Source organism: Franconibacter pulveris (assembly GCF_056780215.1).
Genome location: NZ_CM165555.1, coordinates 293444 through 307485 on the forward strand (window position 1 = coordinate 293444; position 14042 = coordinate 307485).

Annotated in this window: 13 protein-coding genes, 2 tRNA genes, 1 rRNA gene and 1 riboswitch; of the genes, 9 read left to right on the top strand and 7 right to left on the bottom strand. The window is 57.0% G+C overall.

What is annotated here, in order from left to right; genetic code table 11:
- Position 1: 1 nt before the first annotated feature.
- The 5 genes from thiS to ACU4F7_RS01500 all read right to left on the bottom strand — a co-directional run bounded on the left by thiS (position 2) and on the right by ACU4F7_RS01500 (position 4218).
- Positions 2 to 202: a sulfur carrier protein ThiS gene (gene thiS / locus ACU4F7_RS01480; protein WP_481637887.1), complete on the bottom strand. Its 201-nt coding sequence runs from the start codon at positions 200 to 202 to the stop codon at positions 2 to 4.
- Entirely contained in the window at positions 186 to 941 is a 756-nt protein-coding gene (locus ACU4F7_RS01485) for a HesA/MoeB/ThiF family protein (protein WP_481637888.1), read from the bottom strand. Before ACU4F7_RS01485 ends, thiS begins: the two co-directional genes overlap by 17 nt.
- The gene (gene thiE, locus ACU4F7_RS01490) at positions 934 to 1569 is read right to left on the bottom strand and encodes a thiamine phosphate synthase (RefSeq protein ID WP_481637889.1); all 636 of its coding nucleotides are present in this window, start codon (positions 1567 to 1569) and stop codon (positions 934 to 936) included. Before thiE ends, ACU4F7_RS01485 begins: the two co-directional genes overlap by 8 nt.
- Positions 1569 to 3467, bottom strand: a complete 1899-nt coding sequence (thiC, locus tag ACU4F7_RS01495; protein WP_029590711.1) for a phosphomethylpyrimidine synthase ThiC — start codon at positions 3465 to 3467, stop codon at positions 1569 to 1571. The genes thiE and thiC overlap by 1 nt, the downstream gene beginning before the upstream one ends.
- Positions 3468 to 3551: 84 nt before the next feature.
- A riboswitch (TPP riboswitch) is annotated at positions 3552 to 3661 on the bottom strand.
- A gap of 53 nt (positions 3662 to 3714) precedes the next feature.
- Positions 3715 to 4218, bottom strand: coding sequence for an Rsd/AlgQ family anti-sigma factor (locus ACU4F7_RS01500; protein WP_029590710.1), 504 nt, complete (start codon positions 4216 to 4218; stop codon positions 3715 to 3717).
- A gap of 101 nt (positions 4219 to 4319) precedes the next feature.
- Here ACU4F7_RS01500 and nudC point away from each other — a divergent pair, with 101 nt between their 5' ends.
- The 6 genes from nudC to ACU4F7_RS01530 all read left to right on the top strand — a co-directional run bounded on the left by nudC (position 4320) and on the right by ACU4F7_RS01530 (position 8679).
- On the top strand, positions 4320 to 5093 hold the full coding sequence (nudC, locus tag ACU4F7_RS01505) for an NAD(+) diphosphatase (protein ID WP_481637890.1): 774 nt from the start codon (positions 4320 to 4322) through the stop codon (positions 5091 to 5093).
- Between the two features lie 40 nt (positions 5094 to 5133).
- Complete coding sequence (gene hemE / locus ACU4F7_RS01510; RefSeq protein WP_481637891.1) at positions 5134 to 6198, top strand: uroporphyrinogen decarboxylase; 1065 nt, start codon at positions 5134 to 5136, stop codon at positions 6196 to 6198.
- Between the two features lie 9 nt (positions 6199 to 6207).
- On the top strand, positions 6208 to 6879 hold the full coding sequence (nfi, locus tag ACU4F7_RS01515; RefSeq protein WP_029590707.1) for a deoxyribonuclease V: 672 nt from the start codon (positions 6208 to 6210) through the stop codon (positions 6877 to 6879).
- Between the two features lie 43 nt (positions 6880 to 6922).
- Positions 6923 to 7513 carry a YjaG family protein gene (locus ACU4F7_RS01520; protein WP_024558451.1) on the top strand — a complete coding sequence of 197 codons (591 nt, stop codon included), beginning with the start codon at positions 6923 to 6925 and terminating at the stop codon, positions 7511 to 7513.
- 186 nt (positions 7514 to 7699) lie between these two features.
- The gene (gene hupA, locus ACU4F7_RS01525) at positions 7700 to 7972 is read left to right on the top strand and encodes a nucleoid-associated protein HU-alpha (protein WP_024553522.1); all 273 of its coding nucleotides are present in this window, start codon (positions 7700 to 7702) and stop codon (positions 7970 to 7972) included.
- Between the two features lie 8 nt (positions 7973 to 7980).
- The gene (locus ACU4F7_RS01530; RefSeq protein WP_481637892.1) at positions 7981 to 8679 is read left to right on the top strand and encodes a DUF1481 domain-containing protein; all 699 of its coding nucleotides are present in this window, start codon (positions 7981 to 7983) and stop codon (positions 8677 to 8679) included.
- Between the two features lie 56 nt (positions 8680 to 8735).
- Here the strand turns inward: ACU4F7_RS01530 and purD are convergent, their stop codons facing one another.
- Positions 8736 to 10034: a phosphoribosylamine--glycine ligase gene (purD, locus tag ACU4F7_RS01535; RefSeq protein ID WP_481637893.1), complete on the bottom strand. Its 1299-nt coding sequence runs from the start codon at positions 10032 to 10034 to the stop codon at positions 8736 to 8738.
- Positions 10035 to 10049: 15 nt separating this feature from the next.
- Positions 10050 to 11639: a bifunctional phosphoribosylaminoimidazolecarboxamide formyltransferase/IMP cyclohydrolase gene (gene purH, locus ACU4F7_RS01540; protein WP_024558448.1), complete on the bottom strand. Its 1590-nt coding sequence runs from the start codon at positions 11637 to 11639 to the stop codon at positions 10050 to 10052.
- A gap of 574 nt (positions 11640 to 12213) precedes the next feature.
- Between purH and ACU4F7_RS01545 the strand changes: the two genes are divergently transcribed.
- The 3 genes from ACU4F7_RS01545 to ACU4F7_RS01555 all read left to right on the top strand — a co-directional run bounded on the left by ACU4F7_RS01545 (position 12214) and on the right by ACU4F7_RS01555 (position 14011).
- Positions 12214 to 13755: ribosomal RNA gene (locus ACU4F7_RS01545) — 16S ribosomal RNA — on the top strand.
- Between the two features lie 68 nt (positions 13756 to 13823).
- Positions 13824 to 13900: transfer RNA gene (locus ACU4F7_RS01550), tRNA-Ile, on the top strand.
- A 35-nt stretch (positions 13901 to 13935) separates the two neighbouring features.
- Positions 13936 to 14011 (top strand) — tRNA-Ala (locus tag ACU4F7_RS01555).
- Positions 14012 to 14042 lie beyond the last annotated feature (31 nt).

The following is a 14042-nucleotide window of genomic DNA, read 5'->3' on the forward strand; positions in this document are numbered from 1 at the left end:
CTCAACCTCCGGCGATAACCTGAAACAGCAGGAGGCTGTCGCCTTCCTGCAAAACGTGATGCGGCCACCGCTCGCGCGGCACAATAGTCTGGTTGACAGCCAGCGCGGTGCCGGGCTTATCGAGATTCAGCTGCGAGAGCAACTGAAGCGCGTTAAGGTTATCGCCGCACTGCATGGACTCATCATTAAGCACAATGCGCATGTCGCCCTCCACACGCTGGACAACTTTCGGCCCGCTGCAAAGCCAGCGTGCGCCATTGCAGACTGCGGCCATCAAAAAGGCGTAGCGAATTCCGCTCCGTTTCCATACCGCACAGCAGTTTTATGGCTTCCAGCGCTTGCAACGCGCCCATCATGCCGACCACCGGGCCGAGAATGCCTGCATTGCGGCAGTTGCGCTCAGGCTCGCTCTCCTGTGGCCAAAGACAGCGGTAGCAGCCATGCGCGAAAGGGGGTGTGAAGACCGCAAGCTGTCCGCCAAAGCCGACGGCGCTGGCGGTAATAAGCGGTTTCTTAAGCGTCACGCAGGCGGCATTTACCGCCTGGCGCGTGGCCATGTTGTCGCTGCAATCCAGCACCAGATCGACCTGCGAAACCGCTTCACGCAGCGCGTCGCCTGCCAGTCTCTGCTTCACTGCCTGAATCCGCAGATGCGGGTTCAGCTCTCCGAGCCGACGCTGCGCCGCCTGCGCTTTTGGTCGATCGATCTCTTTGCTGGTAAACAGGATCTGGCGCTGAAGGTTGCTGATATGCACCGTATCGTCATCCGCCAGCCACAACGCGCCGACGCCTGCGCCAGCGAGATAGAGCGCAGCTGGCGAGCCTAAACCTCCCAGGCCGACGATTAATACCCGGCTGGAGAGCAGCCGCTGCTGGCCCGCAAGGCCTACCTCCTCCAGCAGGATCTGGCGGCTGTAGCGCATGAAGTCTGCGTCATTCATCGCCCGCCCCCGCCAACGCCAGCAACTGCGCCGTTGCCTTACGCCAGTCTTCAGCCTGAGTGATAGCGCTTACCACCGCCACGCTGCCGACGCCGGTTTCCAGCACCGCAGGCGCACGCGCAAGGCTGATGCCGCCAATCGCCACCGTCGGGTAGTCGCCAAGCCGTTTTACGTGTGCCGCCAGCTGTTGTAATCCCTGCGGCGCAGAGGGCATCTGTTTAGTCTGCGTCGGAAAAACATGACCGAGCGCGATATAAGAAGGGCGAACCGCCAGCGCCACGTCGATTTCCATATCGTCATGGGTAGAGACGCCAAGCCGCAGCCCGGCCTGACGGATGGCGGCGAGGTCGGTCGTTTCCAGATCCTCCTGCCCAAGATGCACGCCGTAAGCCTGGTGCTTTATCGCCAGCCGCCAGTAATCGTTGATAAACAAACGGGCGGCATGGCGCTTACCAAGGGCGATAGCGGCGATAACATCCGCTTCAACGGCATCGTCAGTTTTATCCTTAATGCGTAGCTGAATCGTGCGCACGCCCGCGTCCAGCAGACGCTCAATCCACTCCACGCTGTCTACCACCGGATAGAGTCCCAGGCGAAAGGGCGTAGAGGGAAAATCGGGCCGGTACATTATGCCTCCTCCTTGCGCAGGTATATCTCGCCGCCTTTAGCGCGAAAGGCGTTAGACATGTCGTTCATACCCGAGGCAATTTCCTGCTTCGCCGCGTAATCGCGCACTTCCTGGGTGATTTTCATCGAGCAGAATTTGGGGCCGCACATAGAGCAGAAGTGCGCCACTTTCCCTGACTCCTGCGGCAGCGTTTCGTCGTGGTAAGCGCGGGCGGTGAACGGGTCGAGCGCCAGGTTGAACTGGTCTTCCCAGCGGAATTCGAAGCGCGCTTTCGACATGGCGTTATCACGAATTTGCGCGCCGGGATGGCCTTTAGCGAGGTCGGCGGCGTGGGCGGCGATTTTATAAGTGATAAGCCCCTGCTTCACATCGTCTTTATTCGGCAGGCCGAGATGCTCTTTCGGCGTGACATAACAGAGCATGGCGCAGCCGAACCAGCCAATCATCGCCGCGCCAATACCGGACGTGAAATGATCGTAACCCGGCGCGATGTCGGTCGTGAGCGGCCCCAGCGTGTAGAAGGGCGCTTCATGGCAGTGCTCCAGCTCTTCGGTCATGTTGCGGCGGATCATCTGCATCGGCACATGCCCCGGGCCTTCAATCATCACCTGCACGTCATATTCCCAGGCGATTTTCGTCAGCTCGCCCAGCGTATGCAGCTCGGCGAACTGCGCTTCGTCATTGGCGTCCTGAATAGAGCCGGGGCGCAGGCCGTCGCCAAGCGAGAGCGAAACATCATAGGCGGCGCAAATTTCGCAGATTTCGCGGAAGTGTTCGTAGAGGAAGTTTTCCTGGTGGTGAGAAAGGCACCATTTCGCCATGATCGAGCCGCCGCGTGAGACGATACCGGTCAGGCGTTTCGCGGTCATCGGCACATAGCGCAGCAGCACGCCGGCGTGAATGGTGAAGTAATCAACGCCCTGTTCCGCCTGCTCCAGCAGCGTATCGCGGAACATCTCCCAGGTCAGGTCTTCGGCGATGCCGTTCACTTTCTCCAGCGCCTGGTAAATTGGCACCGTACCGATGGGGACCGGGCTGTTACGTAAAATCCATTCCCGGGTTTCATGAATATAACGACCGGTAGAAAGGTCCATCACCGTATCCGCGCCCCAGCGGGTGGCCCAGACCAGCTTTTCCACCTCTTCTTCAATCGACGACGTGACCGCCGAGTTGCCGATGTTAGCGTTCACTTTCACAAGGAAGTTTCGCCCGATAATCATCGGCTCGGCTTCCGGGTGGTTAATGTTGGCGGGAATGATAGCGCGGCCGGCGGCCACTTCGTCGCGCACAAACTCCGGCGTAATGTTTGCAGGCAGCGTTGCGCCAAATCCTTCGCCCGGATGCTGCTGGCGCAGCACTTCGCCGCGGATGCGCTCGCGGCCCATGTTTTCACGGATGGCGATAAACTCCATTTCCGGCGTGACGATGCCCTGGCGTGCATAGTGCAGTTGCGTGACTCGCTTGCCGGGCTTCGCGCGCAGCGGCGTAAGCAGGCCGGTAAAGCGCAATTCGTCCAGGTTGTCGTCCGCCAGCCGCTCACGGGTATAGGCTGAACTGCGGCCGGTGAGCGCCTCTGCGTCGTTACGCGCGGCAATCCACGGCTGGCGCAGCTTCGCCAGGCCCTGATGCACATCGATGGTAATGGACGGGTCGCCATAGGGGCCGGACGTGTCATAAACGGGCACCGGCTCGTTTGCTTCATACTGCGGGTTTTCTTTGCTGCCGCCGATGAGCGTAGGGCTAAGCGCAATCTCGCGCATCGGGACGCGGATATCGTCGCGGCTGCCGGTGAGGTAAATACGCGTTGAGTTGGGGAAGGCGGTGCCTTCGAGCGTCTCGATAAACTGCTGTGCTTGCGCGCGCTGTTCGCGGCGATTGGGTTTGGTTGGTACAGACATAGCGCATTCCAGTTAAGTTTCAGGAGTGGCTTGTCAGACGACGGAAGGAGTAACAGACAGGAGCGCCCGGAAAGGCGCCTGTACAGCTGATTTACTCTTGTTCCCTTCGCAGGTATTAACCTGATCAGGTTCCGCGGATCCCGAATTAACGGTCTCAGCCCGTACTGATGTACTGGGCACTCCGACAAGATAAAACCCCGCTAAACGAACGGGGCTGGTTGTAAACTACTCGTTAATACAGCGAAACTCAAGCCGGACGCGCAAGCGCCGCTTCATCGTTCGCGCTGCTGCCGAGATTATTATCGAAAGCCAGCATGATAAGCTGATCTTCATAAATAAAGCGCGTCGCCAGCGCCTCGCCGATACCGGAGAGAGCCTGCTGGAACTCGATGCAGTTGTCGTGATCGATAGCGTTTTCCAGGTTGCTGTCGTAGTACGCCATGATTTCCTGGGTATTGGCTTCCAGCTGCGGATAGATTTGCGTAGCGGCCAGCAGCGGGCTGGTGCCTTCCATTTCGCTGATAATGCGTTCATAAATACTGAAGTGACCGGCGGAGAGATAGTCCACCAGGCTGTGACAAAAATCATCCAGCGCTTTTTCATCCAGCGCCGTCAGCGATTCCTTGCCAGGCTTGATACCAACCACATTGTAATAAGCGACTAACAGATTGTTGCGAGCATTAAGCCAGCTATCAACGAGCTCGTTACTGCCCCCAACGCGTTCTGTCAGACTTTTCAGCTGGTTTAGCATGATTGACTCCGTGAGTTATAAGATTAAAACGCCAAAAGACCCAAAATTTGTAAAAACAATGTTACCAACATGCCAGTGAAGCAGAGGTAGTGCAATACGTTATGGAACGTCCTATAGAAAAGTTAGACCATGGCTGGTGGATAGTCAGCCATGAACAGAAATTATGGTTGCCGCATGGCGAATTACCGTACGGCAACGCCCAGACATTAGACCTGGTCGGCGTGCCGGCCCGCCAGATTGGCGAGTGGCAGGATGAACCCGTCTGGCTGGTGAACCAGAACCGGCGTCAGGAGATGGGCTCGGTGCGCCAGCTTATGGATCAGGATGTCGGGCTGTTTCAGCTTGCCGGACGCGGCGTGCAGCTGGCGGAGTTCTTCCGCTCGCATAAGTTTTGCGGCTACTGCGGGCACACGATGCATAACAGTAAAAGCGAGTGGGCGATGCTGTGCGGCCATTGCCACGAGCGCTACTACCCGCAAATCGCGCCCTGCATCATCGTCGCCATTCGCCGCGAAGATAAAATCTTGCTCGCCCAGCACACCCGCCACCGCAACGGCGTTTACACCGTGCTGGCCGGTTTTGTGGAAGTAGGGGAGACGCTGGAGCAGGCGGTGGCGCGTGAAGTGATGGAGGAGAGCAGCATTCGCGTGAAAAACCTGCGCTATGTAACTTCGCAGCCCTGGCCGTTCCCGCAGTCGCTGATGACCGCTTTTGTGGCGGATTATGACAGCGGCGACATCAAAATCGACCCGAAAGAGCTGCTGGATGCAGGCTGGTATCGCTACGACCAGCTGCCGTTGTTGCCGCCGCCAGGCACCGTGGCGCGCCGGTTAATCGAAGATACGGTCGCGCAGTGCCGGGCAGAGTATGAATGACGTGGTAAACTACCGGCCTGCCTCTTAAGGAAAGATAAAAATGACCGAACTGAAAAACGATCGTTACCTGCGCGCGCTGCTGCGCCAGCCTGTGGATGTCACTCCGGTGTGGATGATGAGACAGGCGGGGCGTTATTTGCCGGAGTACAAAGCCACCCGGGCCCAGGCGGGCGACTTTATGTCGCTGTGTAAAAACGCCGAGCTTGCTTGTGAAGTGACGCTGCAGCCGCTGCGCCGTTATCCGCTTGATGCGGCGATCCTCTTTTCGGACATTCTGACCATTCCCGATGCGATGGGCCTCGGGCTCTATTTCGAAGCTGGCGAAGGCCCGCGCTTTACCTCGCCCATTACCGGCAAAGCGGATGTGGATAAGCTGCCGGTGCCGGACCCGGAGCAGGAGCTGGGTTACGTAATGAACGCGGTGCGCACTATCCGCCGGGAGCTGAAGGGCGAAGTGCCGCTGATCGGTTTCTCCGGCAGTCCCTGGACGCTCGCCACTTATATGGTGGAAGGCGGCAGCAGCAAGGCTTTCACGCAGATTAAAAAGATGATGTATGCCGAGCCGATGACGCTGCACGCGCTGCTCGACAAGCTTGCGCAAAGCGTCACGCTCTACCTGAACGCGCAAATCCGCGCGGGCGCGCAGTCGGTCATGATTTTCGATACCTGGGGCGGCGTGCTGACTGGCCGCGATTACCAGCAGTTCTCGCTCTACTATATGCATAAAATCGTCGATGGCCTGCTGCGCGAGAATGAAGGCCGCCGGGTGCCGGTGACGCTTTTCACCAAAGGCGGCGGCCAGTGGCTGGAAGCGATGGCGGAAACGGGCTGCGACGCGCTGGGTCTCGACTGGACGACCGATATCGCCGACGCCCGCCGCCGGGTGGGTGACAAAGTGGCGTTGCAGGGCAATATGGATCCGTCGATGCTTTATGCGCCGCCCGCCCGCATTGAAGAGGAAGTGGCGACTATACTTGCTGGTTTCGGCAAGGGCGAAGGCCATGTGTTCAACCTCGGGCATGGCATTCATCAGGATGTGCCGCCAGAGCATGCAGGCGCGTTCGTGGAGGCGGTGCATCGGCTGTCTGCGCCTTATCATCAGTAAGGAGAAGAAATGGATCTTGCAGCGCTGCGCGCACAACAACTGGAACTGGCTTCTAAGGTGGTCCGTGAGGATCGCCTGATAACCGAGACGCCCGCTTTTATCGGCGGCGCGGATGTGGGTTTTGAGCAGGGCGGCGAAGTGACCCGCGCTGCGATGGTTCTGCTTAAGTATCCCTCCCTTGAGCTGGTGGAGTATCAGGTGGCGCGCATCGCCACCACGATGCCTTACATTCCCGGCTTTCTCTCTTTTCGCGAATATCCTGCGCTGCTGGCGGCGTGGGAAAAACTTTCACGTAAACCCGACCTGCTTTTTGTCGATGGGCACGGTATTTCCCACCCTCGTCGGCTGGGCGTCGCCAGCCACTTCGGCATGCTGGTGGACGTGCCGACCATTGGCGTCGCCAAAAAGCGGCTTTGCGGCAAGTTCGAACCGCTCTCCGACGAGCCGGGCGCGGTGGCGCCGCTCATGGACAAAGGCGAGCAGCTCGCCTGGGTCTGGCGCAGCAAAAACCGCTGCAACCCGCTCTTTGTCTCCACCGGTCATCGTGTCGGTCTGGATACCGCGCTGGGCTGGGTGCAGCGCTGCACGAAGGGCTACCGTTTGCCGGAGCCGACGCGCTGGGCCGATGCGGTGGCTTCCGGACGTCCGGCCTTTGTACGTTGGCAAGAAATTCAGGGGTGATTGAGGTAAACTGCGGCTAATTTTCGGTTCGTGAGAGACCACTATGTTACAAAACCCCATTCACCTGCGCCTGGAGAAGCTGGAAAGCTGGCAGCATGTGACTTTTATGGCGTCGCTCTGCGAGCGTATGTACCCCAACTACGCCATGTTTTGTCAGCAAACCGGCTTTGGCGATGCGGCGGTGTACCGTCGTATCCTCGACCTTATCTGGGAGACGCTGACGGTGAAGGACGCGAAGGTCAACTTCGACAGCCAGCTTGAAAAGCTGGAAGAAGCTATCCCGTCCGCCGATGACTACGATATCTATGGCGTATACCCGGCGATTGACGCCTGCGTGGCGCTGAGCGAGCTGCTTCACTCCCGCCTGAGCGGCGAAACGCTGGAGCACGCTATCGAAGTCAGCAAAACCTCAATCACCACCGTAGCGATGCTGGAGATGACTCAGGCTGGCCGCGAAATGACCGATGATGAGCTGAAAGCTAACCCGGCGGTAGAGCAGGAATGGGATATTCAGTGGGAAATTTTCCGTCTGCTCGCCGCCTGCGAAGAGCGGGATGTTGAGCTAATCAAGGGGCTGCGCAGCGACCTGCGCGAAGATGGCGTCAGTAATATCGGTATAAATTTGCAGCAATGAGACAACAAAACGTGATTTACGACCTGTTTTGTCTCACCTGAAGGCTTCCAATTAGCCCCCCGTCTGGTCTACATTTGGGAGGCGAAAAAAAGTGGCTATCGGTGCGTGTATGCAGGAGAGTGCTTTTCAGGCATTTCCGTCGCACTCGATGCTTAGCAAGCGATAAACACATTGTAAGGATAACTTATGAACAAGACTCAACTGATTGATGTAATTGCGGACAAGGCTGACCTGTCTAAAGCGCAAGCGAAAGCTGCTCTGGAATCCACTCTGGCTGCGATTACTGAGTCTCTGAAAGAAGGTGATGCTGTACAACTGGTTGGTTTCGGAACCTTCAAAGTGAACCACCGCGCTGAGCGTACTGGCCGCAACCCGCAGACCGGTAAAGAAATCAAAATCGCCGCAGCTAACGTGCCGGCGTTTGTTTCTGGTAAAGCACTGAAAGACGCTATCAAATAAGATTGCGCATGGCAGTGAACAGTTTTAACAGAGGGGCGATATCGCCCCTTTTGTTTATCCGCCGTCCGCTCTGGGCGCTTGCAGGCGCATTGCTGCTGAGCGCCTGTAGCCATGACGATTCGCTTCCTGCTTTTACCGCCAGCGGCTATGCGGCCGACCAGGGCGCGGTGCGAATCTGGCGTAAAGACAGCGGCGATACGGTTCATCTTTTTACTGCCTTCAGCCCCTGGCGCAGTGGCGACACGTCAACCAGCGACTACCGCTGGCAGGGCGACCAGCTCTCTTCTATTGAAATCAACGTTTACGGCAAGCCGCCGGAAAGCATTAAGGCCCGCTTCGACGACCGCGGCAACCTGAGCTTTATGCAGCGCGAGGTAAATGGTCAGAAACAGCAGCTCTCAAGCGACCAGATAGCGCTTTATCAGTACCGCGCAGAGCAACTGCATAATATCAGTAATGCGCTTCGCGCTGGACGAGTGGTGCTGCGTCAGGGCCGTTGGCATGCCAACCGCACGGTGACGACGTGTGAAGGGCAAACGGTAAAGCCAGAGCTTGACGCCCTGGCGCTAAGCCATATTGAACGCCGCCAGAGTCGCTCCTCTCTTGACGTTAGCGTGGCCTGGCTGGAATCGCCGGATGGCGCGCAGCTTCTGCTGGTGGCCAATCAGGATTACTGTCGCTGGCAGCCAAAAGCTGACAGCTTCTGACAAAGATAAAAAAAGCGGCGGGATAACCCGCCGCTTTTTATTTACGCCTGCGTTTATTATTTTTGCCGCTCGCGAGCAATAGCGCGATAGCCGATATCCTGGCGGCTGAAACAACCGTCCCAGTGAATATCCGCCATCAGCTTATAAGCGCGCTGCTGCGCCTGCGCCACGCTGTCGCCAAGCGCCGTTACGCAGAGCACGCGTCCGCCGCTGGTAACCACCTGCTCGTCTTCACGCAGCGTCGTGCCGGCGTGGAAAACTTTGCCGTCGCCGTTGGCAATCTCTTCCAGCGGCAGGCCATGAATAACGTCGCCGGTGCGGTAGTCGCCCGGATAACCGCCCGCCGCCATCACCACGCCAAGAGAAGGACGCGGATCCCATTGCGATTGCACGGTATCGAGCTTGCCTTCGCAGGCGGCCAGACACAGATCCACAAGATCAGACTGCAGGCGCAACATGATAGGCTGCGTTTCCGGATCGCCGAAGCGGCAGTTGAATTCAATCACCTTCGGGTTGCCCTGTTTGTCGATCATCAGACCGGCATACAGGAAGCCAGTATAGGTGTTGCCTTCCGCCGCCATGCCGCGCACGGTAGGCCATATCACGCGGTCCATGGCGCGCTGGAAGACTTCATCAGTAACAACCGGCGCCGGGGAGTATGCGCCCATGCCGCCGGTATTCGGGCCGGTGTCGCCGTCGCCCACGCGTTTATGATCCTGGCTGGTGGCCATTGGCTCAACATGCTCGCCGTCCACCATCACGATAAAGCTGGCTTCTTCGCCGTCGAGAAACTCTTCCACCACAATACGGTGGCCCGCATCGCCAAACGCGTTGCCTGCCAGCATATCTTTCGCCGCCGCTTCCGCTTCTTCCAGCGTCATGGCGACAATTACGCCTTTGCCGGCCGCCAGACCGTCGGCTTTGATAACAATCGGCGCGCCTTGTTTGCGGATATAAGCTAACGCTGGCTCAATATCGGTGAAGTTCTGATACTCCGCCGTCGGGATGTGATGACGCGCCAGGAAGTCCTTGGTGAACGCTTTTGAACCTTCAAGCTGCGCTGCGCCTTTAGTCGGGCCGAAAATCATCAGGCCGGCTTCACGAAAGGCATCCACAACGCCAATTACCAGCGGCGCTTCCGGGCCGACAATAGTAAGATCGATTTTCTCATTCTGCGCAAAGCTCAGCAGCGCCGGAATATCGGTCGCGCTGATAGCGACATTCTGCAACGTCGGCTCAAGCGCGGTGCCAGCATTGCCCGGCGCGACAAATACCGTTTCCACCTTCGGCGACTGCGCGGCTTTCCAGGCCAGCGCATGCTCGCGCCCGCCGTTGCCAATCACTAATACTTTCATTGTTACGCTCCCTGATTAATGACGGAAATGACGCATGTCGGTGAAGATCATTGCAAGGCCGTGCTCATCTGCCGCAGCGATAACTTCATCGTCGCGAATAGATCCGCCCGGCTGGATCACGCAGGTCACGCCTACGGCTGCTGCTGCGTCGATGCCGTCGCGGAACGGGAAGAACGCGTCAGAGGCCATGGCGGAGCCTTTTACTTCCAGCCCTTCATCCCCCGCTTTAATGCCGGCGATTTTGGCCGAGTAAACGCGGCTCATCTGACCCGCGCCGATGCCGATGGTCATGTTCTCTTTCGCATAAACAATAGCGTTAGACTTCACAAACTTTGCGACTTTCCAGCAGAACAGCGCGTCGCGCAGTTCCTGTTCGGTCGGCTGGCGTTTCGTCACTACGCGCAGATCGCCTTCGGTCACCATGCCCAGGTCGCGGTCCTGTACCAGCAGCCCGCCATTCACGCGTTTGAAATCAAGGCCCGCTACGCGGGATTGCCACTCGCCGCAAACCAGCACGCGTACGTTCTGTTTAGCCGCGGTGATTTTCAGCGCTTCTTCGCTGGCGGACGGGGCGATAATCACTTCTACAAACTGGCGGGAGATAATTGCCTGCGCGGTTTGCGCATCCAGCTCGCGGTTGAAAGCGATAATGCCGCCGAAGGCGGACGTTGGGTCGGTTTTATAGGCGCGGTCGTAAGCTTCCAGAATAGAGTTGCTCACCGCCACGCCGCACGGGTTGGCATGTTTAACGATGACGCAGGCCGGTTCGCTAAACTCTTTTACGCATTCCAGCGCCGCGTCGGTGTCTGCGATGTTGTTATAAGAGAGCGCTTTGCCCTGCACCTGCTGCGCGGTTGCAACGGAAGCCTCTTTTATCTCTTCTTCTATATAGAAGGCGGCTTGCTGGTGGCTGTTCTCGCCGTAACGCATATCCTGCTTTTTAATAAAGCTCAGGTTCAGCGTGCGCGGGAAACGACCGGCTGGCTCTTTCGTCTCACCGTGATAGGCGGGCACGAGGCTGCCGAAGTAGTTGGCAATCATGCCGTCATAAGCGGCGGTATGCTCGAAAGCTTTAATCGCAAGGTCGAAACGGGTTTCAAGCGTGAGCGAGCCTTCGTTCGCGTCCAGCTCATTAATAATGGCTTCGTAGTCGCTGCTCTTAACCACAATAGCGACATCTTTATGGTTCTTGGCGGCGGAGCGGACCATCGTCGGGCCGCCGATATCAATATTTTCTACCGCGTCTTCCAGCGTACAGCCTTCACGGGCAACGGTCTGGGCAAAGGGATAAAGGTTGACGACCACCATATCGATAGGGGAGATGGCGTGCTGCGCCATTATCTCATCATCCTGACCGCGGCGGCCGAGGATGCCGCCATGTACTTTGGGATGCAGGGTTTTGACGCGTCCATCCATCATTTCCGGGAAACCGGTATAGTCAGAGACTTCGGTGACCGGCAGACCCGCTTGCGCCAGCAGACGCGCGGTGCCGCCTGTAGAGAGCAGCTCGACGCCACGTTGAGAGAGCGCCTGGGCAAATTCGACGATACCGGCTTTATCAGAAACGCTGAGCAGAGCGCGGCGTACAGGACGACGTTGTTGCATGGTATTAAATCCCCTGGATTTTGGTTCATTGCAAAGAGCGTTAGCTGAATATTGCACATTTCTTCTCGCAAAACTCAGCTAACGCCCCGAAAGGGGCATCCTTGTCATCGGGGTGACATTGTAACGAAAACGTTTGCGCGGCGCTCGCAAAATTTCGGGTTCAGCTGGGTTTGTGGATAACTCTGTATATAAAAGGGTATAAGGGCGGGTTTTGCTGGGGAATTCAGCAGTCAGTCATTTTTGTGTCATTTTCCTGTTGCGACGAAAAGAGAACTCCCTATAATGCGCCTCCATCGACACGGCGCTGGTGAACAACATCACACAGCGACGGTGAGTCGGAAGAGAAAAAATCCTGAAATTAAGGGTTGACTCTGAAAGAGGAAAGCGTAATATACGCCACCTCGCGACAGCAGGCTGAATGCCGCGTCGCACTGCTCTTTAACAATTTGTCAGACAATCTGTGTGGGCACTCAGGGCTGCGATATCTTAACGTCTTCGGACGATAAATGATTAGCAAGTCTCATGAGTGAACACGTAATTCATTACGAAGTTTAATTCATTGAGCATCAAACTTTAATTGAAGAGTTTGATCATGGCTCAGATTGAACGCTGGCGGCAGGCCTAACACATGCAAGTCGAGCGGCAGCGGGAAGTAGCTTGCTACTTTGCCGGCGAGCGGCGGACGGGTGAGTAATGTCTGGGAAACTGCCTGATGGAGGGGGATAACCACTGGAAACGGTGGCTAATACCGCATAACGTCGCAAGACCAAAGTGGGGGACCTTCGGGCCTCATGCCATCAGATGTGCCCAGATGGGATTAGCTTGTAGGTGGGGTAACGGCTCACCTAGGCGACGATCCCTAGCTGGTCTGAGAGGATGACCAGCCACACTGGAACTGAGACACGGTCCAGACTCCTACGGGAGGCAGCAGTGGGGAATATTGCACAATGGGCGCAAGCCTGATGCAGCCATGCCGCGTGTATGAAGAAGGCCTTCGGGTTGTAAAGTACTTTCAGTGAGGAGGAAGGCGTGATGCTTAATACGCATCGCGATTGACGTTACTCACAGAAGAAGCACCGGCTAACTCCGTGCCAGCAGCCGCGGTAATACGGAGGGTGCAAGCGTTAATCGGAATTACTGGGCGTAAAGCGCACGCAGGCGGTCTGTTAAGTCAGATGTGAAATCCCCGGGCTCAACCCGGGAACTGCATTTGAAACTGGCAGGCTTGAGTCTCGTAGAGGGGGGTAGAATTCCAGGTGTAGCGGTGAAATGCGTAGAGATCTGGAGGAATACCGGTGGCGAAGGCGGCCCCCTGGACGAAGACTGACGCTCAGGTGCGAAAGCGTGGGGAGCAAACAGGATTAGATACCCTGGTAGTCCACGCCGTAAACGATGTCGACTTGGAGGTTGTGCCCTTGAGGCGTGGCTTCCGGAGCTAACGCGTTAAGTCGACCGCCTGGGGAGTACGGCCGCAAGGTTAAAACTCAAATGAATTGACGGGGGCCCGCACAAGCGGTGGAGCATGTGGTTTAATTCGATGCAACGCGAAGAACCTTACCTGGCCTTGACATCCAGAGAACTTTCCAGAGATGGATTGGTGCCTTCGGGAACTCTGAGACAGGTGCTGCATGGCTGTCGTCAGCTCGTGTTGTGAAATGTTGGGTTAAGTCCCGCAACGAGCGCAACCCTTATCCTTTGTTGCCAGCGGTTAGGCCGGGAACTCAAAGGAGACTGCCGGTGATAAACCGGAGGAAGGTGGGGATGACGTCAAGTCATCATGGCCCTTACGGCCAGGGCTACACACGTGCTACAATGGCGCATACAAAGAGAAGCGACCTCGCGAGAGCAAGCGGACCTCATAAAGTGCGTCGTAGTCCGGATTGGAGTCTGCAACTCGACTCCATGAAGTCGGAATCGCTAGTAATCGTGGATCAGAATGCCACGGTGAATACGTTCCCGGGCCTTGTACACACCGCCCGTCACACCATGGGAGTGGGTTGCAAAAGAAGTAGGTAGCTTAACCTTCGGGAGGGCGCTTACCACTTTGTGATTCATGACTGGGGTGAAGTCGTAACAAGGTAACCGTAGGGGAACCTGCGGTTGGATCACCTCCTTACCTTAAAGATACCTCCCTGAAGTGCTCACACAGATTGTCTGACGAAAAACGAGCAGTAAAACCTCTACAGGCTTGTAGCTCAGGTGGTTAGAGCGCACCCCTGATAAGGGTGAGGTCGGTGGTTCAAGTCCACTCAGGCCTACCAACTCTTTTGAGTTGCAGAGGTTTTAACTACTGTATGGGGCTATAGCTCAGCTGGGAGAGCGCCTGCTTTGCACGCAGGAGGTCTGCGGTTCGATCCCGCATAGCTCCACCATCACTTCAGAGTGTACTCGGTGAGTATACTG

Excerpts from the sequence above, each read along its gene's own strand:
- ACU4F7_RS01485 (WP_481637888.1), bottom strand. The coding sequence starts at position 941 with ATGAATGACGCAGACTTCATGCGCTACAGCCGCCAGATCCTGCTGGAG.
- nudC (WP_481637890.1), top strand. The coding sequence starts at position 4,320 with ATGGAACGTCCTATAGAAAAGTTAGACCATGGCTGGTGGATAGTCAGC.
- ACU4F7_RS01500 (WP_029590710.1), bottom strand. The coding sequence starts at position 4,218 with ATGCTAAACCAGCTGAAAAGTCTGACAGAACGCGTTGGGGGCAGTAAC.
- hupA (WP_024553522.1), top strand. The coding sequence starts at position 7,700 with ATGAACAAGACTCAACTGATTGATGTAATTGCGGACAAGGCTGACCTG.
- purH (WP_024558448.1), bottom strand. The coding sequence starts at position 11,639 with ATGCAACAACGTCGTCCTGTACGCCGCGCTCTGCTCAGCGTTTCTGAT.
- ACU4F7_RS01530 (WP_481637892.1), top strand. The coding sequence starts at position 7,981 with ATGGCAGTGAACAGTTTTAACAGAGGGGCGATATCGCCCCTTTTGTTT.
- ACU4F7_RS01520 (WP_024558451.1), top strand. The coding sequence starts at position 6,923 with ATGTTACAAAACCCCATTCACCTGCGCCTGGAGAAGCTGGAAAGCTGG.
- thiC (WP_029590711.1), bottom strand. The coding sequence starts at position 3,467 with ATGTCTGTACCAACCAAACCCAATCGCCGCGAACAGCGCGCGCAAGCA.
- nfi (WP_029590707.1), top strand. The coding sequence starts at position 6,208 with ATGGATCTTGCAGCGCTGCGCGCACAACAACTGGAACTGGCTTCTAAG.
- hemE (WP_481637891.1), top strand. The coding sequence starts at position 5,134 with ATGACCGAACTGAAAAACGATCGTTACCTGCGCGCGCTGCTGCGCCAG.
- purD (WP_481637893.1), bottom strand. The coding sequence starts at position 10,034 with ATGAAAGTATTAGTGATTGGCAACGGCGGGCGCGAGCATGCGCTGGCC.
- thiE (WP_481637889.1), bottom strand. The coding sequence starts at position 1,569 with ATGTACCGGCCCGATTTTCCCTCTACGCCCTTTCGCCTGGGACTCTAT.
- thiS (WP_481637887.1), bottom strand. The coding sequence starts at position 202 with ATGCGCATTGTGCTTAATGATGAGTCCATGCAGTGCGGCGATAACCTT.